This window comes from Roseovarius azorensis, assembly GCF_900109455.1.
Taxonomy (GTDB): Bacteria; Pseudomonadota; Alphaproteobacteria; order Rhodobacterales; family Rhodobacteraceae; genus Roseovarius; species Roseovarius azorensis.
In genome coordinates, this window is record NZ_FOAG01000006.1 from 73,634 (window position 1) to 96,339 (window position 22,706).

Sequence of the window (22,706 nt, forward strand, 5' to 3'; positions counted from 1 at the left end):
ATCACCCCCAGACCACATCGCCCACAAAGATATAGCCCGCGCCGTAGATCGTCTTGATCAGGCGGGGGTTCTTGGGGTCTTCGCGCAGCTTGGTGCGCAGGCGCGAGATGCGCACATCCATCGCACGGTCAAAACTTTCGCCCGCAGCACCCCCAAGCGCCTCCTGCATCGCCTGCCGGGAAATCAGCCGCTTGGGCCGCTCCAGAAAGAGCCGCAGAACCTCGCCTTCGGCATGGGAAAACGTCGTCTCGGTTCCGGTGTTATCCTCCAGGCTGTAGCGGTCGAAATGCGCGGTCCAGCCGTTGAACCGGGCAACTTCGCCCGATTGCGGGCTGGCGGCGTTGCGGCGCAGGCGGGCGCGGATGCGGGCCACGACCTCGGCGGGATCGAACGGCTTGATGATATAGTCATCCGCCCCCAGTTCCAGTCCCGTCACCCGGTCCTGCACCTGCGCGCGGCCCGAGATGATGATCACCGTGGCGCCCTGTTCCAGCGCCAGCCGATGCACCAGCGTCAGCCCGTCACGGTCCGGCAGCGACAGATCGACCAGACAGACATCGGGGCTGGCCTGCCGCAGCGCCGCCTCGAATTCGGTCGCGCGACCAAAGGTCATGGTGCGAAAGCCCGCCTCGTTCAGCGCCTCGGCCAGCATCGTGCGGATGGCCGGTTCATCATCCAGAATGGTGACAAGGGGCGCACTCATGGCGTTCCTCCGGTGTTCAGCGCGGCATCCAGTTGCGTGGCGGTGAAGGGTTTGCGCAGCACCGGAGCCAGCCGCGCGGCGGTGCGGTGCAGCGGATCATCAGGCGGCAGCGAGGTCATCAGCACCAGCGGGCACTGCGCGGCCCGGGGCAGGGTGGCCAGATCCAGCCCGGTCCTGTCGCCTTCGAGCACGATATCCGACAGCACGGCGGATATCTCGGGCAGGTCCACCATCAGCGTTGCAGCCTCGTCCACGCTGGCGGCTTCGATGACGCTGTGGCCTGCGCTGCGCAGCATGTCGCGCAGCGTGCTGCGCAGGTCGGGGCTGTCCTCGACCAGCAGCACCAGCCCCGGTGGGCGCGCCGCCCCGGCTGGCCGCAGGGGCAGGCGCAGCGCCACGCGCGCACCGTGTTCGGTGTTGGCCAGCAGGATGCGTCCGCCTGCCAGCTTGGTCATGTTGTAGACCATCGACAGGCCCAGTCCCGACCCCTCGCCACCCTTGGTCGTAAAGAAGGGATCGAGCGCATGCTCAAGCGCCTCGGGGGTGAATCCGGGGCCGGTATCGGTGACCGCGAACTCCAGCCATGTATCCTGCAGGGGCAGTGCGGTCAGCGTGATCACCCCCGCGCTGCCACAGGCATCGCGGGCGTTGAGCACCAGATTGAGCAGGGAATCCTGCAACATTCCGGGATCGAGCAGATAACGCCCTGCCAACCCCGGGTTCTCGATGTGCAGCGACATGCCGGAGGGCAGCGCCGAACGTGCCAGCGTTTCGAGATCTTTCAGAAAGGCATCCAGATCGGTCGGCACCGGCTCGTGTTCGCGCGGCCCTGTCATGTCGGCTATGCGGTTGAGCAGACCACCGCCGCGCCGCGCCGCCGCAAGCGTGGCGTTGACCAGTTCCTGCGCCTCTGCCGTCAGGCCCATCCGGCCCAGCCGCGACTGCATGCCCAGAATGATCGTCAGCAGGTTCGAGAAATCATGCGCCAGCCCGCTGGTCAGTTGTGCCGCCAGTTCGCGGCGGCGGGTCTGTTGCAGGGCGGCTCGGGTCTGGCTTTCCTCGGTGATGTCCATCGACAGGATATAGACCCCGCCGCTGCTGTGATCGGGCGTCAGCGCCACCCGGATCCGGCGCGAGCTGGGTTCATGGGTAAATTCAAAGACCGAAGCCTGCCCGGCATAGGCCTTGTCCAGCTCGGGACCGATCACCGCCCAGGTCCGCGCGCCCAGCACCTCTGCGGCATGCACGCCGATGAGATCGCCACGCGAGCCGGGCATGACCGAGGTCAGCCGCCGGTTGGAATAGGTATAACAGCGGTCTGGGCCGACATGCGCGATATGGGCGGGCATCATCTCGGCGGTCAGCCGGGTGCGAGCCTCGGCCTCGGTGATCTGGCGCTTGGCCTCTTCGAGCGCGGTGATCGTCGCCTCCAGCTGGCGGTTGGTGGCGGACAACTCTTCGGAATAGTTCAGCAACTGCCCCGACAGTTCCTCCGACCGCGCCCGCAGCAGCGCCTCTTGCCGCCGGGTGCGGGTGATGTCGGTATAGACCGTGACCCATCCGCCCTGCGGCAGGGGCGAACCCTCGACGCTGATCGTGCGGCCGTTGGCGCGGGTGCGCTCCATGTAATGCGGCTCGAAAGCGCGGGCGATATCGACGCGGGTGGCGACAAAACCGTTCAGGTCGCTCATCTCGCCGTAATCGCCACGCTCGGCCAGATAGCGGATGGTCGCGGCGAAATCGGCGCCCGGCGTCACCAGCGCCTGCGGCAGGTCGAACATCTCCTGGAAACGCCGGTTGCAGACCGCCAGCCGCAGATCCCGGTCATAGATCGTCAGCGCCTGCTGAATGAGGTTCAGGCCGACCATGGTCATGGCGTCGCGATCGGCACGGCTGGGGCTCATCTGCAACTCCTCCTGTCTCTGGCTAGCACCGGATGGCCAGAGCGCAAAGGTCGATTGTGACGCTGTTACAATTCGTTGTGATTGCGAAATGTTCAGGAAAAAGTTGACGTCGAACGTAAATGTCGCACCCTTTGGGTAGAGGAGAATCGCCCCAAGGCGGTCGTATGTCCGCATCGCGGACAAATGGGAGGATAAAATTTGGCACAGCCGTCACAGGCGACGGACGGGATGGATTCCGTTCCGGCGCTCTTGCAACGTAACGCCACCCGGTTCGGGGACAAACCCGCCTATCGGGAGAAAGAATACGGCATCTGGCAATGCTGGACCTGGGCGGAAACCGAGAAGGAAATCGAATCGCTTGCCCTCGGGCTGATCAATCTCGGGGTCAATGAGGGCGATTTCATTGCCATAATCGGCCGCAACCGACCGCATTTCTACTGGTCGATGGTGGCGGCGCAATCCGTGGGCGCGATCCCCGTGCCGCTCTATCAGGACAGTGCCGCCGAAGAGATGGCCTATGTCATGGATCACTGCGGCGCGCGCTTCGCGATCGTCGAGGATCAGGAGCAGGTCGACAAGCTGATCGAGGTGCAGGAGGGTTTGCATCAACTCGAGCACATGATCTATATCGACCCGCGCGGATTGCGAAAATACGACCATCACAAGCTGCACGCTTTCGACCATATCCAGCAACAGGGCCGCGCGGCGCATGCGGAATTCATCGCCGATCTCAAGGCGCGGCGCGAAAAGCTGACCTATGACAGCATCTGCGTCATGCTCTATACCTCGGGCACGACGGGCAAGCCCAAGGGCGTGGTGCTGTCCAATCGCAACATCATCGAGGCCTCGAAATCCTCGTCCGAATTCGATCACCTGACCCGTGACGAAGAGGTGCTGGCCTACCTGCCGATGGCCTGGGTCGGCGATTTCATCTTTTCCATCGGGCAGGCCTACTGGTGCGGCTTCTGCGTCAACTGCCCCGAGAGCGCCGAGACAATGCAGACCGACCTGCGAGAGATCGGGCCGACCTATTACTTCGCCCCCCCGCGCGTGTTCGAATCGCAGCTCACCAACGTGATGATCCGCATGGAGGATGCCGGGCGCTTCAAGAAATGGCTGTTCGACATCTTCATGGCGCATGCGCGCAAGGTGGGTCCGGCAATTCTGGACGGCAGGCCGGTCGGCGGCTGGGACCGGTTCAAATACGCGCTCGGGAAAATCTTTGTCTATGGTCCGCTCAAGGATACGCTTGGTCTGGGCCGGGTGCGCGTGGGCTATACGGCGGGCGAGGCTATCGGACCTGAGATCTTTGATTTCTATCGCTCTTTGGGGATCAACCTCAAACAGCTCTATGGCCAGACCGAGGCATCGGTATTCATTACCCTGCAACCGGATGGCGAGGTGCGCAGCGACACCGTGGGCGTGCCCGCCCCGGGCGTGGAAATCCGCATCAGCGACACCGGCGAGGTGTTCTATCGCAGCCCCGGCACGTTCGAATATTATTACAAGAATCCCGAGAGCACCGCCGACACCAAGGATGCCGAAGGCTGGGTCGCGACCGGCGATGCCGGGTTCTTCGACAAGGAGAACGGTCACCTGCGGATCATCGACCGGGCCAAGGATGTGGGCAAGATGGCCGATGGCCGCCTGTTCGCCCCGAAGTACGTAGAGAACAAGCTGAAATTCTACCCCAACATCCTCGAGGCGGTGGTGTTCGGCAACGGGCGCGATGCCTGCACGGCCTTTGTCAACATCGACCTCACGGCAGTCGGCAACTGGGCGGAGCGCAACAATATCGGCTATGCCTCCTATCAGGAACTGGCGGGGCATCCGCGCGTGCTCGACACCATTCAGGCGCATGTCGAAGAGGTCAACCGCAGCCTCGTCTCGGACCCGATGCTGTCGCATTGCCAGGTGCATCGCTTTCTTGTGTTGCACAAGGAACTCGATGCCGATGATGGCGAGATGACCCGCACCCGCAAGGTGCGCCGCCGGATTGTCGAGGGCAAATACGATGATCTTCTGACCGCTCTCTATGACGGGTCAAAGGAGATATTCACCAAGACCGAAGTGACCTACGAGGACGGGCGCAAGGGCTATATCAGCGCCACGCTTCAGATCCGCGACGCGGCGGTGGTCCCGGTCAAGGCAGCAAAGGTGGCAGCGGAATGAAGGACATGACACCCGAAGGCTACACCACCGAGGACGGCCGCAAGATCGGCGGCGTCGTGATGGAGATGAAGAACATCAGCCTGCGCTTTGGCGGTGTGGTGGCGATCAAGGACATTTCCTTTGACATCCGGCAGGGTGAGATCCGTGCGATCATCGGTCCCAACGGCGCGGGCAAGTCCTCGATGCTGAATGTCATCAGCGGCTTTTATCATCCGCAGGAGGGTGAGATCTGGTATCAGGGCAAGTTGCGGCCACCGATGAAACCCTATGAGGTGGCGCAGCAGGGCATCGCCCGCACCTTCCAGAACATCGCCCTCTTCGAGGGGATGACGGTGCTCGACAACGTGATGACGGGCCGGATCCGGCAGATGAAGGCGGGGCTGTTCGCCCAGGCGATCTGGAAAGGCAAGGCCGAACGCGAAGAGGTCGAGAACCGCGCGGTCGTTGAAAAGGTCATCGACTTTCTCGAAATCCAGCACATCCGCAAGACGCCCGTGTCGCGCCTGCCCTACGGTCTGAAAAAGCGGGTGGAACTCGCCCGCGCGCTTGCGGCCGAGCCGTCGATCCTGCTGCTCGACGAGCCGATGGCGGGTATGAATGTCGAGGAAAAAGAGGATATGAGCCGCTTTATCCTCGACGTGAATGACGAATTCGGCACCACCATCGCGCTCATCGAGCATGACATGGGAGTCGTGATGGATCTGAGCGACCGGGTCGTCGTGATGGATTACGGCCGCAAGATCGGCGATGGCACGCCCGACGAGGTGCGTAACAATCAGGACGTGATAGACGCCTATCTGGGAGTCGCTCATGACTGATTTCGCACCGCGAGATCATCCCCGGTACGATCCGGGGCTTTACGCCGGCAAGGCCCTGGGGGCGGCCCTCGGGCTTGTTATGGCGCTTTTGCCGATGTCCGCTCATGCCGATGGCTGGTCCGAATTCCACACCCGCTGCCTGACGGCGCTGGAAGCGCTCGCGCCGCCGGTGGTTGCGGGGCTCGGACAAGGCGAGGCTGCGAACGGCTCACTTAGCTATGACCTGCCCAAAGGCGGGCAACTGCTGGTGGAAGAATCTCCTCCGGACGGTCTTTCGGCCTGTTCGGTTACAGATCCGACAGGGGCGTCCGAGGCAGGGTTCGATACATGGATCGCCGAGGCCGTTGCGACAGGGCGCTATATACCGGCAGAGGCGGACACATGGCACAGCAACCAGTGGATCGAGCCGGTCCTCGCGCTGCAAAAGCGTCACGATGACGGCAATCTCACCCTGCGGATCGTGGAGACACATCTTGAAGCCTGACACGCCCCAACGAAACGTCAATGTAACGGAGACATCCCATGCCTGATCAGCTGCTATTCGGAATGGAAGTCGTGCTGAACGGGCTCATGGCGGGGGTGCTTTACGCGCTCGTGGCCCTCGGGTTCGTCCTGATCTACAAGGCGTCCGGCATTTTCAACTATGCGCAGGGAGTCATGGCGCTCTTCGCGGCGCTCACGCTGGTCGGGGTCATGGAGGGACAGGTGCCCTTTGCCCACCTGATCAATGCGATTCTGGGAACCCAGGTTCATCATTTCGGCTGGCATGTGCCGACGCTTCTGGCGATCATCCTGACCATCCTGGTCATGGTGTTGCTGGCCTGGACCGTCAATCAGCTGATCTTTCGCCATCTGGTCAACCAGGAACCGATCATCCTGTTCATGGCCACCATCGGCCTTGCCTATTTCCTCGAAGGTTTTGGCGACATCATGTGGGGCAGCGACATCAAGAAACTGGATGTCGGTCTGCCTCAGGGCATCAACCCGGCAATAGACGATCTGACCTTCGGGATCTTCGGCTACGGCTTTTTCATCGACAATCTGGATATCGTGGCGACGGTCGTGGCTGCCCTGCTGGTGGTCTCTCTGGTGCTTTTCGCGCAGTATTCCAAACAGGGCCGGGCCATGCGCGCGGTGGCCGATGACCATCAAGCGGCGCTCAGCGTCGGCATCTCGCTCAAGTTCATCTGGGTCATGGTCTGGTCTCTGGCCGGGTTTGTGGCGCTGGTCGCGGGCATCATGTGGGGCACGAAATCGGGCGTGCAGTTCTCGCTGTCGCTGATCGCGCTCAAGGCGCTGCCGGTTCTGATGCTGGGCGGGTTCACCTCGATTCCCGGCGCCATCGTGGGCGGGCTGATCATCGGGGTCGGCGAAAAACTCTTTGAATTCAGCGTGGGCCCGATGGTGGGCGGCGCGACAGAAAACTGGTTCGCCTATGTGTTGGCGCTGATCTTTCTCGTCTTCCGGCCACAGGGCCTGTTCGGCGAAAAGATCATCGAGAGGGTGTGACGGTGATGCAAAAGCTGAACGCCACCGTCAACGTGACCGCCCGGCCCGCCAATCGCGCGCCACGTCACGACAATGATGAAATCCTTGGGGAGGTTCTCTAGATGTTTTACCGTGAGGCGGGGGATTTCAAGACCTCCTACACCGACGACAGCCAGACCTTTCCGATCAGGTTCGATCGCTACCGCTATTACGCGGTGCTGATTGTGGCCTTTGCCGTCATTCCGTTCGTGATCAACGACTACTGGGTCAATGCCGTGTTGCTGCCGTTCCTGATCTATTCGATCGCCGCGATCGGCCTCAACATTCTCGTGGGCTATTGCGGGCAGGTCTCGCTGGGGACCGGCGGCTTCATGGCGGTGGGGGCCTATGCGGTCTACAAGCTGATGACCGCGTTCCCGGAGATCAGCATCTTCATTCATGTCATCCTGGCGGGCGGGATAACCGCCGGGGTGGGGGTGCTCTTTGGCCTTCCGTCCTTGCGCATCAAGGGCTTCTACCTCGCGGTGGCGACGCTGGCGGCGCAGTTCTTTCTGGTCTGGCTCTTCAACCGGGTTCCGTGGTTCTACAACTACTCGGCATCGGGTCAGATAAGCGCGCCGGAACGCACCATTCTGGGCGTGCCGATCACCGGCGCGCAAACGGCCCCCTGGGCAGCCTATCTCTTTTGTCTTGTCTTTGTCGTTGCCTGTGCCATCATCGCGCGGAACCTGACGCGCGGCATGGCTGGGCGCAAATGGATGGCCATCCGCGACATGGATATCGCCGCCGAGATCATCGGAGTGAACCCGCTCAAGGCCAAACTCAGCGCCTTTGCAGTAAGTTCGTTTTTCGTCGGCATATCCGGCGCCCTCTTCTTTGCGGTCTATCTGGGCGCGGTCGAGGTGGGCGAGGTGTTCGGGATCAACAAATCCTTCCTCGTGCTGTTCATGGTGATCATCGGCGGACTTGGCTCGATCTTCGGCAGCTTTGCCGGGGCGGCATTCCTGGTGCTCTTGCCGGTGCTGCTCAAGAACACGCTGGTGGGGGGGCTTGGCTGGCCCACCGATCTGGCGGCGCATCTGGAATTCATGATCGTCGGCGCGCTGATCGTCATCTTTCTGATCGCCGAACCGCACGGGCTGGCGCAGCTGTGGCGTGTGGCCAAGGAGAAACTGAGGCTTTGGCCCTTCCCGCATTGAGAAGGGCAGAGAAGGTGCGGCGGGGCAAAGCCTCGCCCTACGCAACATCGGACAAAACCATGGGAGGATACAAACCGATGAGACAGACACTACTGACAGCAGTGACCGCCGCCGTGCTGGCTGCGGGGCCTGCGCTGGCTGACCTGACGATCGTCGATACCAGCTATCGGACCGGACCCTATGCCGCGAACGGCATTCCGTTCTCGGACGGGTATCAGGACTACTTCACCCTGCTGAACGAACGCGATGGCGGCGTCGGCGGCGAAAAGATCAACCTCGTGGAATGCGAAACCGGCTATAACACCGAAAAAGGCGTTGAATGCTACGAGGCGACCAAGGGCGCGGGCAATGGCGCGCTGCTCTATCAGCCGCTCTCGACCGGCATCACCTATCAGTTGATCCCCAAGGCGACGGCCGATGGCATTCCGCTTCACACCATGGGTTATGGTCGCACCTCCGCCAAGAATGGCGGCGTGTTTCCCTACGTGTTCAACTACCCCGCCAACTACTGGGACGGGGCGAGCCACGCGATCACCCACATTCTGAACGAAAACGGCGGCGACATCAGTGGCAAGAAGATCGCGCTGGTCTATCACAACTCGGCCTATGGCAAGGAACCCATCCGCACGCTCGAGGAATTGGCCAAGAAACATGGTTATGAGCTGTCGCTGCTGCCCGTGGATCACCCCGGTCAGGAGCAGAAGTCCCAGTGGCTTCAGATCCGGCAGCAGCGGCCCGATTACGTGCTGATGTGGGGCTGGGGCGTGATGAACCAGGTCGCCATTCAGGAGGCCGTGAACATCCGCTTTCCGATGGAGAATTTCATCGGGATCTGGTGGTCAGGCTCCGAGAACGACGTGAAGGCCGCAGGCGCTGGCGCCAATGGCTACAAGGCGCTGACCTTTCACAACCTCGGCTCCGGCTATCCGATCTATGACGACCTGCGAAAACATGTCGTTGATGCGGGCAAGGCCGCGGGTGCGGGCGACCAGCTTGGCACCGTGCTCTACAACCGGGGCATGTATGCCGCGATCCTCGCCGCAGAGGCGATCAAGACCGCGCAGGAGATGCACGGCACCGCCGCGATCAACGCAAGCCAGATGCGCGACGGCATGGAAAACCTCGAAATGACCGAGGCCAAGATGACGGCGCTCGGCGTCCCCAACTTTGGTCCCGAATTCAAGGTCAGCTGTGAAAACCACGGCGGCAACGGTCTTGGCGCCGTGTCGCAGTGGGATGCCGCTGCCGGCGAGTTCAAGCTGATCACTGACTACTACCAGTCGGATCAGGAAATCATCGCGGCCCTCGTGGCAGAGGACAGCGCCGCCTTTGCTGCCGAAAACGGGATCACCCCGGGCTGCTGAGCCGGACCACGGCGGGCCCCGGGGCTGACCCGGGGCCCGCCTGAACACAGGGCGCGGCGGCAAAGTCGCCGTGCCTGACCAACCCAGGATGCCCCGTATCAAACCGGGACGACATGCAGAAAGACCGACCGATGCTGGATGCAGGACACACCGAAGAGACCCTTCTTGAGGTCAACAATATCGAGGTGATCTACAATCACGTCATCCTCGTGCTCAAGGGGGTCAGCCTCACTGTGCCCAAGGGCGGGATCACCGCGCTGCTGGGCGGCAATGGCGCGGGCAAGACGACCACGCTCAAGGCTATTTCAAATCTGCTGAAATCCGAGCGCGGCGAGGTCACCAAGGGCACGATCACCTATCGCGGCGAGCGGGTGCAGGACCTGATGCCCTCCGATCTGGTCAAAAAGGGTGTCATTCAGGTGATGGAGGGGCGGCATTGCTTCGAGCATCTGACCGTCGAGGAAAACCTGCTGACCGGCGCCTACACGCGCGGTTCCAGCCGGGCCGAGATCGACGCCGACCTGGAACTGGTTTATTCCTATTTTCCGCGCCTCAAGGAACGCCGCAAGAGTCTGGCGGGCTATACTTCGGGCGGCGAACAGCAGATGTGCGCCATCGGCCGCGCGCTGATGTCAAGACCAGAGACAATCCTGTTGGACGAGCCCAGCATGGGTCTCGCACCACAACTGGTCGAACAGATTTTCCACATTGTCAAATCGCTCAATGAGGAAGAGGGTTATACCTTCCTTCTGGCCGAGCAGAACACCAATGTCGCCCTGCGCTTTGCGCATTATGGCTACATTCTGGAATCGGGTCGCGTCGTGATGGACGGCGCCGCTGACAGCCTGCGCGAGAACCCGGATGTCAAGGAATTCTATCTCGGCATGTCCGACGAGGGCCGTAAATCGTTCCGCGATGTACGCAGCTACAGGCGCCGCAAGAGGTGGCTGGCATAAGGACGATGCCAGAACCGTTTTGCGCGGGCTTGCCCCAAAGGATGATTGGATGAACAGGTATTTTGATTCACTCGAAATCCGCAGCGCGGACGAGCGCGCCGCCGCTCTGGCCCGTGTGCTGCCGGAACAGATTGCCCGCGCCCAGGCCCTGCCGGGATATGGCAAGACGCTACGGGGGTTCGACGCGGCCCGCATCACTGGGCCTGCGGATCTGGCGGAACTGCCCGTGCTGCGCAAATCCGATCTTGGGCGTGCGCAGGCAGAGGCGGCGCCGTTTGGTGGGCTGACCACGCATCCCGTGCAGGGCTTTGCCCATGTCTTTCAATCCCCCGGCCCGATCTATGAACCGGGCGGTGTGGATCACGACTGGTGGCGGATGGGCCGCTTCCTGCATGCCTGCGGCATAGGCCCGGGCGATATCGTGCAGAACTGCTTTTCCTATCACCTTGTGCCTGCGGGCATGATCTTCGAGAACGGTACGCGCGCCGTAGGGGCGGCCGTGCTGCCCGCTGGCACTGGCCAGACCGAATTGCAGGCGCGTGCCGCGCATGACTTGGGGGTCACAACCTATGCCGGGACGCCCGATTACCTCAAGGTCATCCTCGACAAGGCCGATGAAATGGGTCTGCCGTTGAAGATCGCCAAGGCGGCGGTGGGCGGCGGCGCGCTTTTCCCGTCGCTGCGCGCCGAATACGCGGATCGCGGCATCACATGCCTGCAATGCTATGCCACCGCCGATCTGGGCAACATCGCCTATGAGAGCGCAGCACAGGAGGGGATGATCGTCGATGAGGGCGTGATCGTCGAGATCGTGACCCCAGGCACCGGCAATCCGGTCGCCCCCGGCGAGGTGGGCGAGGTGGTCGTGACCACGCTCAATCCCGACTATCCGCTGATCCGCTTCGCCACTGGCGATCTGAGCGCCGTGATGGACGGGGACAGTCCCTGTGGTCGAACCAACATGCGCATCAGGGGCTGGATGGGACGTGCCGATCAGACCACCAAGATCAAGGGCATGTTCGTGCGCCCCGAACAGGTGGCCGCATTGGTGGCCCGGCATGACACTATCACCCGCGCCCGCGTCATCGCCAGCCGTGAGGGCGAGGCGGATGTGATGACCGTGCGAATCGAGGCGCTGGGTGGCGATCCCGACTGTTACGCCGGAACAGTGGCCGAGATGCTCAAACTCAAGGGCCGCATCGAGATCGTGCCCCCCGGCAGCCTGCCCAACGATGGCAAGGTGATCGAGGATCTGCGCAGCTACGACTGATCCGTTTCAGAACCGATTGGCGTCATAAGGCGCGAGGTCGATGTTGGGACGCGCTCCGCTGATCAGGTCGGCGACGATCCGTCCGGTCTTGGGCCCTGCCGTCAGGCCGATATGCTGATGCCCGAATGCCGCATGCACGCCGGTGCGCCCGATCTCGCCGATCAGCGGCAGGCTGTCGGGTGTCGAGGGGCGAAATCCCATCCATTCCTCGACACCGTCATAGGTCAGGTCCGGGAAAGCCCGCGCCGCACCCCGGCGGATCAGGTCGAGCGGTGCGCGGGATGGACCCTTGCTGATACCGCCCAGTTCCACCGTTCCGGCACAGCGCAACCCGTGGTCCATCGGATTGACCGCGAATTTGCCGCTGGCGATCATCAGCGGATGGCGCGGTATCTGCGAAGGGTTGGTGAAATGCAGGTGATAGCCGCGTTCGGCCTCAAGCGGGACGTTCAGCCCCAGCTTGCGCATCAGCGGCTTTGACCAGATGCCCGCCGCCAGCACCGCGCCGTCACAGGGCAACGGGCCATGATCCGTCTCGACGCCGGTAATCCGCCCGTCGCTGAGCGTGATGTCACGAACCTCCGCCTGCCGGTAGATCCCGCCTTCCTCCTGCAACACAAGCGCCAGATCGGCCATATAGGCGCCGGGGTTCAGGATATGCCCGTGCCCCCTCAGCGTGGCCAGACACCGGATGGCCGGGCCCAGCATCGGCTCGGCCTCCTGCACTGCCGCGTCCAGGATCAGTTCCGGCACATAACCCGCCTCGCGCTTGATCGCCCAGCTATAGGCGTCCGCCTCGAAATCGGCGCGGCTCTCATAGGCATAGCTGAAATCACTGGCGGCCACCCATTTTTCGGCGCGGGTGCCGCGCGTCAGCGCGATATGTTGATCCAGACTGTCGCTGAGGATCGGCGCGAGCCCCGTCACCATGCGCCGCGTGTCGCGCTCATTGGCATTGCCGGCAAACCGGATCAACCAGGGTATGAGGCGCGGAAAATACGACCACTGCAGAAACAGCGGCGCTTGCGGGTCGAGCAGGTATTTCAACCCCGTGGTGATCAGCCCCGGCGTGTTGACCGGCACCACGGCCCATTGCGCCAGCAGACCCGCATTGCCAAAGGATGCCCCCGCGCCGGGGCCGTCCTTGTCCACCAGCGTTACCTCGTGCCCCGCGCGGCGCAGCCAGATAGCGGAACTCAGCCCGCAGATGCCGGCGCCGATCACGATGATTTTACGGGGGCTGCTCATGGTGCTTCTTTCGGGTTCAGAGGTTCGACGCCGCGCCAGATAATCGCAGCTTCGCGGTCGCCGCAAGCGGCCATTTGCGGTTGGCGCACAAACGAAAACCCCGCCCGAAAGGGCGGGGTCAGTCGCGTTGCACAGTCCGGGCGGATGCCGGTTCAGCCCTGGCGGGCCTTGAACTTGCGCTGTGTCTTGTTGATGACGTATACGCGGCCTTTGCGGCGCACGACACGGCAATCGCGGTGCCGGTTCTTGAGCGAACGCAGCGAATTACGAACCTTCATGGTCGTCTCCTGATCTGTCGCGGCGCGGGCCAGCGCCTGGGGTTGCGGGCGTCCTGCGCCAGGGCAGAACAATGAATTCATGGTGGGCGATACAAGGTTCGAACTTGTGACCCCTTCGATGTCAACGAAGTGCTCTACCACTGAGCTAATCGCCCATGAACACCGGCAGGTCGCCATGCCCCCAACAAATAGGGGCGCGGAAATCCGCGCCGGTCCGCTGGTCTATAAAAGGAGTCGTTGAGGGGATCAAGGGCTTTTAGAAGTGCATTTTCCGTCTATTATGGATTTCAGGAGTAGAGCGAATGCCCAGGGCCGCCTATCATCTGATGTATCCGGAACGGCGCACCACCTCGGTGGTGTTCGCCTCACCGCATAGCGGGCGGGACTATCCCTGGACATTCCTGCGCCGCACAAAGCTAAACGAACATTCGGTGCGCTCGTCCGAAGATGCCTTTGTGGACCAGCTGTTTGACAGCGCCCCCCAGGTCGGCGCCCCGCTGATCAAGGCGGGCGCGCCCCGCGCCTATGTCGATCTCAACCGGAGCGCGGACGAACTCGACCCGGCGCTCATCGAAGGCGTCAGCCGTCAGGGGCATAACCCGCGCGTCGCCTCGGGTCTTGGGGTGATCCCGCGCGTCGTGGCCAACGGGCAGGCGATCTATTCCGGCAAGCTGAGCATGGCCGAGGCAACCTACCGGATCGAAACCTATTGGCGACCCTACCACACGGCGTTGCAGGGTCAGCTGGATCAGGCGCATCTGATGTTCGGGCAGGCGATCCTGATAGATTGCCACTCGATGCCGCACGAGGCTATGGATTCCGTCACCCGGCGCGGCATGCGCCGCCCCGAGGTCGTTCTGGGCGATCGGTTCGGCGCGGCGGCGGATGGCGCGATCGTGGACCGGATCGAGGCGGCCTTTGCCCGCGCCGGGCTGGTTGTGGCGCGCAACACACCTTTTGCCGGGGCCTATATCACCCAGACCTACGGGCGGCCCGCGCGTGGGCGGCACGCGGTGCAGATCGAAATCGACCGCGCGCTATACATGAACGAACGCCTCATTCGCCCCAATGGAAATTTCGAGACCTTCCGCAGTCTGATGCGCGGGGTGATCCGCGAGATTACCGATATCGGTCGCGCCGTGGCCACACCATTGGCCGCGGAATAGTGCGGCTCAGCGCAGCGCGCGTCCCTTGAGGATCGCCTCGGGGCCGAATTTCGCGCGGATGAGATCGCTGGCCCGTTCCGCCCCCGCGCGTTTCGCGGCCTGCGGATCCAGCAGATCGCCGGATCGGTCCGCCCCGGCCTCTGGACCCAGATCGGACAGTCCTACCCCGATCAACCGCCAGGCCATGCCTTGCGGCACATGATCCATCAGACCGCGCGCCGTGCGGTACAGCGTATCGGTCAGCTGTGTGGCCTCGTGCAGCACCTGCCGCCGGGTGACCAGCCCATGGTCGGCGCGCTTGAGCTTGAGCGTGACCACGCGCCCGGCGATGCCCCTGGCCTTGGCGCGGTCCGCCACCTTTTCCGACAGCCGCCACAGATGCCCGTCGAGCAAGTCGGGATCGCTCGTATCCTCGAAAAACGTCGTCTCGTGCGAGATCGACTTGACCGGCGCATTGGGCGAAACACGGCGCATATCCTCGCCACGCGCCAGATGCCAGAGCCGGTGGCCCATCGACCCGAACCGCGCCGTCAGATCCGTGCGATCCCACCGCAGCAGGTCGGCAAAGCTGCGGATCCCGGACCCGTGCAGCGCATTCAGCGTCGATTGCCCCACACCCCAGATCAGGCTGACCGGGCGCTCGCGCAGGAAATCCGCCGTCTCCGCGACGCCGATCACCGAGAACCCGTGCGGCTTGTCGAGATCCGAGGCGATCTTGGCGAGAAACTTGTTGTGGCTGAGACCGATGGAACCGGTCACCCCCAATTCATTCCGCATCCGACGCACCAGCCGCGCCAGCATCACGGCAGGCGGCGCACCATGCAGTCGCCCGGTGCCGGTGAGATCAATAAAGGCCTCGTCCAGCGAGAGCGGCTCGACGGCGGGCGTGAGATCAAGCATCATCGCTCGGATCGCGCGTGATACCTCGGCATAAAGCGCCATCCGGGGTTTGAGCACGACGGCATCCGGGCACAGCCGGAGCGCCTGAAACATCGGCATCGCCGAGCGCACGCCGCGAATGCGCGCAATATAGCAGGCAGTCGAAACCACCCCGCGCCGCCCGCCACCGATGATCAGCGGCTTGTCCGCAAGCGCCGGATTGTCGCGCTTCTCGACACTGGCATAGAAGGCGTCGCAATCCATATGCGCGATCGACAGGCTGAATATCTCGTCATGCGAAACCACGCGCGGGCTGCCGCAGGCGGGACAACGCGCGGTAGTGTCGAACTGGCAAAGACATTCGCGACAGAGGCTGGGCATGACGCGCGCAGTCTAGCGCGTTCCAGATCCGTTTGCAGCCACGACGCTGGTGCTGCGGAATAAATCTGTGGTCCGGAGAAGACGCGGAGTGTCAGTGGCGGGGGATTTTCATCGGCACGGTCGCCCCGTCGCGCACTGCGGTCGTGGGATCGGCCCGCAACGGATGGCCGGTTCCGACAGACAGGTAAGACTTCTGACCGAAAAGGCAGAACTTCGTGGCGCTTTTCAGGAAGAATTTGGTGGAGCCTAGGGGGATCGAACCCCTGACCTCTTGCATGCCATGCAAGCGCTCTCCCAGCTGAGCTAAGGCCCCAAGATCACGGCCCCTGTGGGCCGTGCGCTGCTGTCTAGGCAAAGCCGCCTTCGGGATCAAGCAGAAAATCCCGCGCGCTGTGCGATTCAGAGATCGCTGTCTTCCGAAGCGACATCCGCGATATCGTCCAGCGAGACATTCTCGTCTTCTTCGTCCTCGAGCAGATCGTCGTCGAGATCGACATCGACGTCATCATCGTCCAGCAGGTCGGTATCGTCATCCAGAACGCTGGTCTTCAGTTTCTTGGTTTCCGCATCTTCTGCATCCGGCATCATCGAGCGGGTCTTGCCACTGGCAATCTCCACCACGTTGCCGGTGTAGGGGCTGATGATCGGACTCTTGTTCAGGTCGTAAAACCGTTTTCCCGTGGTCGGGCACAGGCGTTTGACGCCCCATTCTGCCTTGGGCATGGATGATCCCCTTTGAATCTCTGGTCTTGCCGATGATCCGCGCCACCTGCCATAACAATTCACAGCTGTCAAAGGCTTTGAAGCGGCGCGCTGTTTGTCAATCAGGAGGGCATATGGGCCATCACGTTCTTGTCGGCAACCCCCCTGTTGAACTATGCCTGCGCAGGTCACCGCGTGCGCGGCGGATTTCCCTGCGTGTATCCGGGCTTGACGGGCGTGTGACGCTGACTGTGCCACGCGGTGTGGCCGACTCCGAGGCGCTGGAATTCGCCCGTTCCAGGGGCGATTGGCTGCGGGCGCAGCTGGCGGGCAGGGCCGAGTCGGCTCGTATCGGATACGGGGTGCATATCCCTCTGGAGGGACAGGTGATGCGAATCGCTCAGGGGGCTGGCCGCAGGATCATTCCCGAGGGCGATCAACTCCTGGTGCCGGGCCCCGCCGAAATGATGGCGGCGCGCCTGCAAGGCTGGCTGCGGGCCCGTGCCCGCGACCGGCTGGCGACCGTCTCTGACCGCTATGCCGCGTGTCTCGGACGGCGCTACACCCGGCTTGCGCTGCGCGACACGCGGTCGCGGTGGGGGTCGTGTTCGTCAACCGGAGCGCTCAGCTATTCGTGGCGGCTGATCATGGCCCCGCCCGAGGTGCTCGATTATGTGGCGGCGCATGAGGTGGCGCATCTGGCCGAGATGAACCATTCCGCCGCCTTCTGGGCCGTCGTGGCGCGGTTGCTGCCGGATTATGCCGCTCCGCGCGCCTGGCTGCGGCGCGAGGGGGCGCAGTTGCATCGCTATCGTTTCGGCGATTGACCGGTACGGGATTTGTGATCACATAGACGAATGTTGCTGCCTCCGCGCCCCGATCCCTCGCCCTCTGCGCATGACCGCGTTTACCGCGGTCTGCGGTCGCGGATCATGCATGGCGAGATCGCCCCCGGTCAGGCGCTGACCTTGCGCGGCATCGGCGCGGAATTCGGCGTGTCGATGACGCCCGCGCGCGAGGCGGTGCGCCGCCTGTCGGCCGAGGGCGCGCTGACGATCTCAAGCTCGGGCCGGGTCAGCACACCGGAACTCAACAACGAGCGGATCGAGGAACTGGCCGCGTTGCGTTCACTGATCGAGGTGGAACTGGCCAGCCGCGCGCTGCCGCGCGCGCATATTGCCCTGATCGACCGGTTGCAGAGCATCAATGCCCGCGTCGCCGAGGATATCGCCCGGCAGGATGCGGTGGCCTATATCCGGCGCAATCTGGAATTTCACCGCACGCTCTACCTGCGTGCTCAGGCCCCCGCGATGCTGGCCATGGCTGAAACCGTCTGGTTGCAACTTGGCCCCACCATGCGCGCGCTCTACGGGCGGCTTCGGCGCAAGGATCCACCGCATTATCACCGGCTGATCATCGCGGCGCTCAAGGCCGGCGATGAACCCAGCCTTCGGCTCGCTGTGCGCTCGGACGTGACCCAGGGCCTCAAGATGCTGGTGGGTTAAAGAAATTTCAGAAAAAGTTGATAGACTTATTCGGTTCGAAATTGAGCCAGATCATAAAGCTCTAGGCCGCCAGCCCCTTTGCTCCCATCTTCAGGAATTTCTCGCGGCGGTCCCGGATCAGGGCGGCGCGGTCCTTTTTTGCCAGGTCGCCCAGCATCGCCTTGAGGCTCTTGCCGACGGCGGTGATGGCGCGGGCCCGGTCCCGATGGGCGCCGCCCAGCGGCTCGTCGATGATCCGGTCGGCAACGCCCAGCTTGATCAGATCCTGCGCCGTCAGGCGCAGCGCTTCGGCGGCTTCGCGCATCTTCTCGGCATCCTTCCACAGGATGCTGGCACAGCCCTCGGGAGAGATCACCGAATAGACGGAATGTTCCAGCATCGCCACCCGGTTGGCGCTGGCAAAGGCCACGGCGCCGCCCGATCCGCCCTCGCCGATAATCACAGAGACCAGCGGCACGCCGATCTGAAGGCAGGTTTCGGTGGCCCGTGCGATAGCCTCGGATTGCCCGCGCTCCTCGGCGCCCTTGCCGGGATAGGCGCCGGGCGTGTCCACCAGCGTGATCACCGGCAGGCCGAACCGGTCGGCCATCTGCATCAGCCGCACCGCCTTGCGATAGCCCTCGGGGCGGGCCATGCCGAAATTGCGGGTGATGCGGCTCTTGGTGTCATTCCCCTTTTCATGGCCGATCACCATCACGGGCCGGTCGTCGAAACGGGCGAGACCGCCCATCACCGCCTCATCCTCGCCAAAGGTGCGGTCGCCGGCGAGGGGCGTGTATTCGGCAAAGAGCGCCTCGATGTAGTCGCGGCAATGCGGCCGGTCGGGATGCCGGGCAACCTGGCATTTGCGCCATGGCGAGAGGTTCTTGTAGAGATCGCGCAAGAGATCCGCAGCCTTGCGGTCAAGCGCGCCCGCCTCGGCCTCGACATCCATCCCGGCATTCGAGCGCGCCAGGGCGCGCAACTCTTCGGCCTTGCCTTCAATCTCGGCCAGCGGCTTTTCAAAGTCGAGGTAGTTGGTCATCGCCTTGCGGTCTCCACGTTTGCCGTGGGGTTATATGGCCGGATGGGACGGATTTGCAATCACAACCGGGCCAGCGCGGCGCGCAGGGCAGCAGGGCAATCGTCACGCGGGCAGAAGAACCGGGATCAAGGTGGCAACCAGAAGGGCGGCCATGATCCAGTTGAATATGCGCAGGCGGGTCTGATCCTTGAGCAGGCGGCGGAGTTGTTGGCCAAGCACTGTCCAGCTGGTCGTGCTGATCGTCGATACCGCGACATAGACCCCCGCCACCCACAGCACTGCCGCCAGGTCGCGACCGGTGGCATAGAGCGTGATGGCCGACAGCGCCATGCTCCATGCCTTGGGATTTACCCATTGAAAGGCGGCGGATTGCAGGAAGGTCAACGGCCTCGTCTCTGCCATCGCCTCCTTGGGCGGGGCGGCATGGGCAATCTTCCACGCCAGGTAGAGCAGATACCCCACAGAGGCGATTTTCAGAATCGTGTAGCTGAGCGGCCAGAGGTCGAAGATCTGCATCACCCCGAGGCCCACACAGGCCACCATGAGCGGAAAACCAAGCCCGATCCCCAACATATGGGGGATCGTGCGAGTAAACCCGAAATTCGTCCCCGAGGCCAGAAGCATGAGGTTATTGGGACCCGGCGTCATGACCGTGACAAAGGCGAATGTGGCGAGGGCGATAAGGATATCAGGTGTCATACGAGCAACCATATGCGATAAACCGTGCATTTGAATTGCGTTTTATTGTGGAAGAGGAGATATTTTGCAATAAAATATAGCCATGGATAAAATAAGCGACCGTATATTGCAGGAGCTGACTCGCGACGGTCGGATCAGCAATCTGGACCTCGCGGACCGGGTGGGATTGTCGCCCTCGGCCTGTCTGCGGCGGGTGCAGGATCTCGAACGGCGCGGGGTGATCGCGGGCTATCGCGCGGTGCTGGATCGCGCGGCGCTTGGGGTGGGGTTCGTGGCCTATGTCACGGTTGGGCTCAACAGTCACACCAAGGCCAGTCAGGAGGCGTTCGAGCAGGCCATGGCGCGCGCGTCAGAGGTTGTAGAATGCCACAACATAACGGGGGCGGTGGAATATCTGCTGCGCGTCGAGGTGGCCGATCTGGTGGCCTACAAACGCTTTCACACCGATGTTCTGGGCACGCTGCCGCAGGTCAACGCGATCACGTCCTATGTGGTCATGGGCTCGCCCAAGGATGCGCGGGCGTGAGGGGTGAATGAAAGGGGGCCGTTCATCGGCCCCTCGATCACACCTGCCGCCGTTATCCGCTTGCCGTCATGCGCCGCGCGCGGCGCGGAAATCCCTGGTTGCTGTCACTATGGCGCAGCGGTTTGAATCGGTCAACAGGGCGAGTCGGGCGGGGGCATTCCGTACGGTTGAGGGCGCGAACCGTACGGAATGGCTCAGCCGTTCTCGCGCAGGATGCCACCCGCGAGATAAAGCGAGCCGCAGATCAGGATGCGCGCCTCGGGGCACTGTCTGGCGATCCCGGTCACCGCATCGAGCGCCGTTTCGGCGGTGGTCGCGGGCAGACCAGCGGCGCGGGCGGCCTCTGCGGTCACCTCTGCGGGCAGGGTGTTGGTCTCGCCGGGAATCGACAGCGCGGTGAGCGAGGCGGCATGAGCCGCAAGCGGCCCGAGATAACCTGCGATGTCCTTGGTGTTGAGCATGCCGCAGACGAGATGCGTGGGACGCACAGGCAGCGAGGCCAGATGCCGGGCAAGCGCCTGACCGGCGGCAGCGTTGTGGCCGCCATCCAGCCAGATTTCGGCCTGAGGCGCGGCCTGAACCAGCGGGCCGGTTTTCAGCCTTTGCATGCGGGCAGGCCAGAAGGCGCGGGTGACGGCGGCCTCCAGCACATCGTCGCCCATATCGAGATAGCGCAGGGCGGCAAGGGCAGAACCGGCGTTTTCGATCTGATGCTGCCCCGGCAGGTTGGGCAGCGGCAGGTCGCGCAGCCCGGTTTCATCCTGATAGATCAGCCGCCCGTGTTCCTCATGGGCGTGCCAGTGCTGGCCATATGCGAGAAGTGGGGCGCCTAGGCGGGTGGCGGTGGTTTCGATCACCTCCAGCGCCTCATCCGGTTGGGGACCGACAATGCAGGGCACGCGGCGCTTGATGATGCCAGCTTTTTCGCCTGCAATTCTGGTCAGCGTGTTGCCCAGATATTGCTCGTGGTCGATGGAAATGGGGGTGATGATGGTCAGCAGAGGCGCGTCGATCACGTTGGTGGCGTCAAGCCGCCCGCCGAGACCCACCTCCAGCAGCGTGAAATCGGCCGGGGTTCGGGCCATGGCCAGAATCGCGGCGCAGGTGGTGATCTCGAAATAGGTGATCGGGTCAGAGCCGTTGGCGGCATAGCATTCGTCGAGAATGGCGGTCAGGTGGTCCTCTGCAATGAGTTCTCCGGCCAGCCGGATACGTTCGTGGAACCGCGCCAGATGCGGCGAGGTGTAGGCATGCACGGACTTGCCCGCCGCCTCGAGCCCGGCGCGGATCATCGCCTGTGTGCTGCCCTTGCCATTGGTGCCCGCAATATGGATCACCGGCGGCAGATCGTTCTGCGGATTGCCGAGCGCATCCAGCAGACGCCAGACGCGATCGAGCGTGAGGTCGATGATTTTCGGGTGCAGCGCCATCATCCGCGCGAGGATGACATCGGATGTGGACGCGCTCATTTCCTGCGGGCGTCCTTGGGCTGCTCCGCAGTCTTGGCGGGTTGCGTCACCTCGGGCGCGGGCAGGTCGCCCTTGATCGCGGGCGGCAGGTCGAGCAGCATCCGGGTGATGGTGATCAGTTCCTCGCGCAGCTGGGTGCGGGGTGTCACCCGGTCAAGCATGCCGTGGTCGAGCAGGTATTCGGCGCGCTGAAAGCCCTCGGGCAGTTTCTCGCGGATGGTCTGTTCGATCACGCGCGGCCCGGCAAAGCATATGAGCGCGCCTGGTTCGGCGATCTGGATATCGCCCAGCATGGCATAGGACGCGGTGACACCGCCGGTCGTGGGATGGGTCAGCACCACGATATAGGGCAGCCCGGCCTCGCGCAGCATCTGCACGGCGACGGTGGTGCGGGGCATCTGCATGAGGCTGAGAATCCCCTCCTGCATGCGCGCGCCGCCTGCGGCGGAAAACAGGATAAGGGGGCGTTTGAGTTTCACCGCCGTCTCGGCGGCGGCGATGATGGCGTTGCCGACATACATGCCCATCGACCCTGCCATGAACGAGAAGTCCTGTGCCGCAGCGACAATGGGGGTGCGCCCCATCTCGCCGGTGGCGACCAGCATCGCCTCCTTCTCGCCGGTCTGTTTCTGGGCGGCGCGCAGGCGGTCGGGATATTTCTTCTGGTCGCGGAAATGCAGTGGGTCGGGCGTGGGCAGGGGTACCTCTACCTCGGAGAACACGCCGCCGTCGAAGAGGGCGGTCAGTCGGGCGCGCGGCGAGATGGTCATGTGATGGCCGCAACTGGTGCAGACGTTGAGATTGTCGCTGAGTTCGCGGTGAAACAGCATGGTGCCGCAGGCGTCGCATTTGGACCAGAGGTTTTCCGGGATTTCACGGCGCGAGAAGATCGAGTTGATCCGCGGGCGCACGTAATTGGTGATCCAGTTCATCGGGCCGGTCCCTGCATTCGGTT

Annotated in this window: 22 protein-coding genes and 2 tRNA genes; 12 read left to right on the forward strand and 12 right to left on the reverse strand. The window is 63.1% G+C overall.

What is annotated here, in order from left to right:
- Position 1 precedes the first annotated feature (1 nt).
- Both BSG08_RS10465 and BSG08_RS10470 read right to left on the reverse strand, forming a co-directional pair.
- Positions 2 to 703, reverse strand: coding sequence for a response regulator transcription factor (locus BSG08_RS10465; protein ID WP_093036256.1), 702 nt, complete (start codon positions 701 to 703; stop codon positions 2 to 4).
- Complete coding sequence (locus BSG08_RS10470; protein WP_093036258.1) at positions 700 to 2,607, reverse strand: hybrid sensor histidine kinase/response regulator; 1,908 nt, start codon at positions 2,605 to 2,607, stop codon at positions 700 to 702. Before BSG08_RS10470 ends, BSG08_RS10465 begins: the two co-directional genes overlap by 4 nt.
- Positions 2,608 to 2,835: 228 nt before the next feature.
- Here BSG08_RS10470 and BSG08_RS10475 point away from each other — a divergent pair, with 228 nt between their 5' ends.
- The 8 genes from BSG08_RS10475 to BSG08_RS10510 all read left to right on the forward strand — a co-directional run bounded on the left by BSG08_RS10475 (position 2,836) and on the right by BSG08_RS10510 (position 11,874).
- A complete protein-coding gene (locus tag BSG08_RS10475; protein WP_093036261.1) occupies positions 2,836 to 4,779 on the forward strand; it encodes an AMP-binding protein in 1,944 nt (647 codons plus the stop codon).
- Complete coding sequence (locus BSG08_RS10480; RefSeq protein ID WP_093036264.1) at positions 4,776 to 5,597, forward strand: ABC transporter ATP-binding protein; 822 nt, start codon at positions 4,776 to 4,778, stop codon at positions 5,595 to 5,597. The genes BSG08_RS10475 and BSG08_RS10480 overlap by 4 nt, the downstream gene beginning before the upstream one ends.
- Positions 5,590 to 6,081 (forward strand): hypothetical protein, encoded by a 492-nt coding sequence (locus BSG08_RS10485; protein ID WP_093036267.1) that lies wholly within the window; start codon positions 5,590 to 5,592, stop codon positions 6,079 to 6,081. Before BSG08_RS10480 ends, BSG08_RS10485 begins: the two co-directional genes overlap by 8 nt.
- A 38-nt stretch (positions 6,082 to 6,119) precedes the next feature.
- Positions 6,120 to 7,106 carry a branched-chain amino acid ABC transporter permease gene (locus tag BSG08_RS10490; RefSeq protein ID WP_093036270.1) on the forward strand — a complete coding sequence of 329 codons (987 nt, stop codon included), beginning with the start codon at positions 6,120 to 6,122 and terminating at the stop codon, positions 7,104 to 7,106.
- Between the two features lie 101 nt (positions 7,107 to 7,207).
- Positions 7,208 to 8,284, forward strand: coding sequence for a branched-chain amino acid ABC transporter permease (locus BSG08_RS10495; protein WP_093036273.1), 1,077 nt, complete (start codon positions 7,208 to 7,210; stop codon positions 8,282 to 8,284).
- A 77-nt stretch (positions 8,285 to 8,361) separates the two neighbouring features.
- On the forward strand, positions 8,362 to 9,648 hold the full coding sequence (locus BSG08_RS10500) for an ABC transporter substrate-binding protein (RefSeq protein ID WP_093036275.1): 1,287 nt from the start codon (positions 8,362 to 8,364) through the stop codon (positions 9,646 to 9,648).
- A 131-nt stretch (positions 9,649 to 9,779) separates the two neighbouring features.
- Complete coding sequence (locus BSG08_RS10505; RefSeq protein ID WP_093036774.1) at positions 9,780 to 10,604, forward strand: ABC transporter ATP-binding protein; 825 nt, start codon at positions 9,780 to 9,782, stop codon at positions 10,602 to 10,604.
- Positions 10,605 to 10,653: 49 nt separating this feature from the next.
- Positions 10,654 to 11,874 (forward strand): phenylacetate--CoA ligase family protein, encoded by a 1,221-nt coding sequence (locus tag BSG08_RS10510; RefSeq protein WP_093036278.1) that lies wholly within the window; start codon positions 10,654 to 10,656, stop codon positions 11,872 to 11,874.
- A 6-nt stretch (positions 11,875 to 11,880) separates the two neighbouring features.
- On the opposite strand, the gene BSG08_RS10515 is transcribed toward BSG08_RS10510, so the two are convergent.
- The 3 genes from BSG08_RS10515 to BSG08_RS10525 all read right to left on the reverse strand — a co-directional run bounded on the left by BSG08_RS10515 (position 11,881) and on the right by BSG08_RS10525 (position 13,555).
- The gene (locus tag BSG08_RS10515) at positions 11,881 to 13,122 is read right to left on the reverse strand and encodes an NAD(P)/FAD-dependent oxidoreductase (protein WP_093036281.1); all 1,242 of its coding nucleotides are present in this window, start codon (positions 13,120 to 13,122) and stop codon (positions 11,881 to 11,883) included.
- A gap of 152 nt (positions 13,123 to 13,274) precedes the next feature.
- Positions 13,275 to 13,400 (reverse strand): type B 50S ribosomal protein L36, encoded by a 126-nt coding sequence (gene ykgO / locus BSG08_RS10520; protein ID WP_068338904.1) that lies wholly within the window; start codon positions 13,398 to 13,400, stop codon positions 13,275 to 13,277.
- An 80-nt stretch (positions 13,401 to 13,480) separates the two neighbouring features.
- Positions 13,481 to 13,555, reverse strand: a tRNA-Val gene (locus BSG08_RS10525).
- 147 nt (positions 13,556 to 13,702) lie between these two features.
- Between BSG08_RS10525 and BSG08_RS10530 the strand changes: the two genes are divergently transcribed.
- Positions 13,703 to 14,566, forward strand: coding sequence for an N-formylglutamate amidohydrolase (locus BSG08_RS10530; protein ID WP_093036284.1), 864 nt, complete (start codon positions 13,703 to 13,705; stop codon positions 14,564 to 14,566).
- 6 nt (positions 14,567 to 14,572) lie between these two features.
- On the opposite strand, the gene BSG08_RS10535 is transcribed toward BSG08_RS10530, so the two are convergent.
- The 3 genes from BSG08_RS10535 to BSG08_RS10545 form a co-directional block, all read right to left on the reverse strand.
- Positions 14,573 to 15,826, reverse strand: a complete 1,254-nt coding sequence (locus BSG08_RS10535; RefSeq protein WP_093036287.1) for a DNA polymerase IV — start codon at positions 15,824 to 15,826, stop codon at positions 14,573 to 14,575.
- Positions 15,827 to 16,063: 237 nt separating this feature from the next.
- Positions 16,064 to 16,139, reverse strand: a tRNA-Ala gene (locus BSG08_RS10540).
- Positions 16,140 to 16,225: 86 nt separating this feature from the next.
- Positions 16,226 to 16,549 carry a TIGR02300 family protein gene (locus BSG08_RS10545; RefSeq protein ID WP_093036290.1) on the reverse strand — a complete coding sequence of 108 codons (324 nt, stop codon included), beginning with the start codon at positions 16,547 to 16,549 and terminating at the stop codon, positions 16,226 to 16,228.
- A gap of 113 nt (positions 16,550 to 16,662) precedes the next feature.
- Between BSG08_RS10545 and BSG08_RS10550 the strand changes: the two genes are divergently transcribed.
- Together BSG08_RS10550 and BSG08_RS10555 are read left to right on the forward strand one after the other, a co-directional pair.
- Complete coding sequence (locus BSG08_RS10550; RefSeq protein ID WP_093036293.1) at positions 16,663 to 17,355, forward strand: M48 family metallopeptidase; 693 nt, start codon at positions 16,663 to 16,665, stop codon at positions 17,353 to 17,355.
- 30 nt (positions 17,356 to 17,385) lie between these two features.
- A complete protein-coding gene (locus BSG08_RS10555) occupies positions 17,386 to 18,033 on the forward strand; it encodes a GntR family transcriptional regulator (RefSeq protein WP_093036296.1) in 648 nt (215 codons plus the stop codon).
- 61 nt (positions 18,034 to 18,094) lie between these two features.
- Here BSG08_RS10555 and BSG08_RS10560 read toward each other — a convergent pair whose 3' ends face one another.
- A complete protein-coding gene (locus BSG08_RS10560; protein WP_093036299.1) occupies positions 18,095 to 19,057 on the reverse strand; it encodes an acetyl-CoA carboxylase carboxyltransferase subunit alpha in 963 nt (320 codons plus the stop codon).
- 102 nt (positions 19,058 to 19,159) lie between these two features.
- Positions 19,160 to 19,756, reverse strand: a complete 597-nt coding sequence (locus BSG08_RS10565; RefSeq protein ID WP_093036302.1) for a LysE family translocator — start codon at positions 19,754 to 19,756, stop codon at positions 19,160 to 19,162.
- A gap of 82 nt (positions 19,757 to 19,838) precedes the next feature.
- Between BSG08_RS10565 and BSG08_RS10570 the strand changes: the two genes are divergently transcribed.
- Positions 19,839 to 20,282, forward strand: a complete 444-nt coding sequence (locus tag BSG08_RS10570) for an Lrp/AsnC family transcriptional regulator (RefSeq protein ID WP_093036305.1) — start codon at positions 19,839 to 19,841, stop codon at positions 20,280 to 20,282.
- Positions 20,283 to 20,476: 194 nt separating this feature from the next.
- On the opposite strand, the gene BSG08_RS10575 is transcribed toward BSG08_RS10570, so the two are convergent.
- On the reverse strand, positions 20,477 to 21,751 hold the full coding sequence (locus BSG08_RS10575) for a bifunctional folylpolyglutamate synthase/dihydrofolate synthase (protein ID WP_093036308.1): 1,275 nt from the start codon (positions 21,749 to 21,751) through the stop codon (positions 20,477 to 20,479).
- A complete protein-coding gene (gene accD, locus BSG08_RS10580; protein ID WP_093036777.1) occupies positions 21,748 to 22,683 on the reverse strand; it encodes an acetyl-CoA carboxylase, carboxyltransferase subunit beta in 936 nt (311 codons plus the stop codon). The genes BSG08_RS10575 and accD overlap by 4 nt, the downstream gene beginning before the upstream one ends.
- Positions 22,684 to 22,706 lie beyond the last annotated feature (23 nt).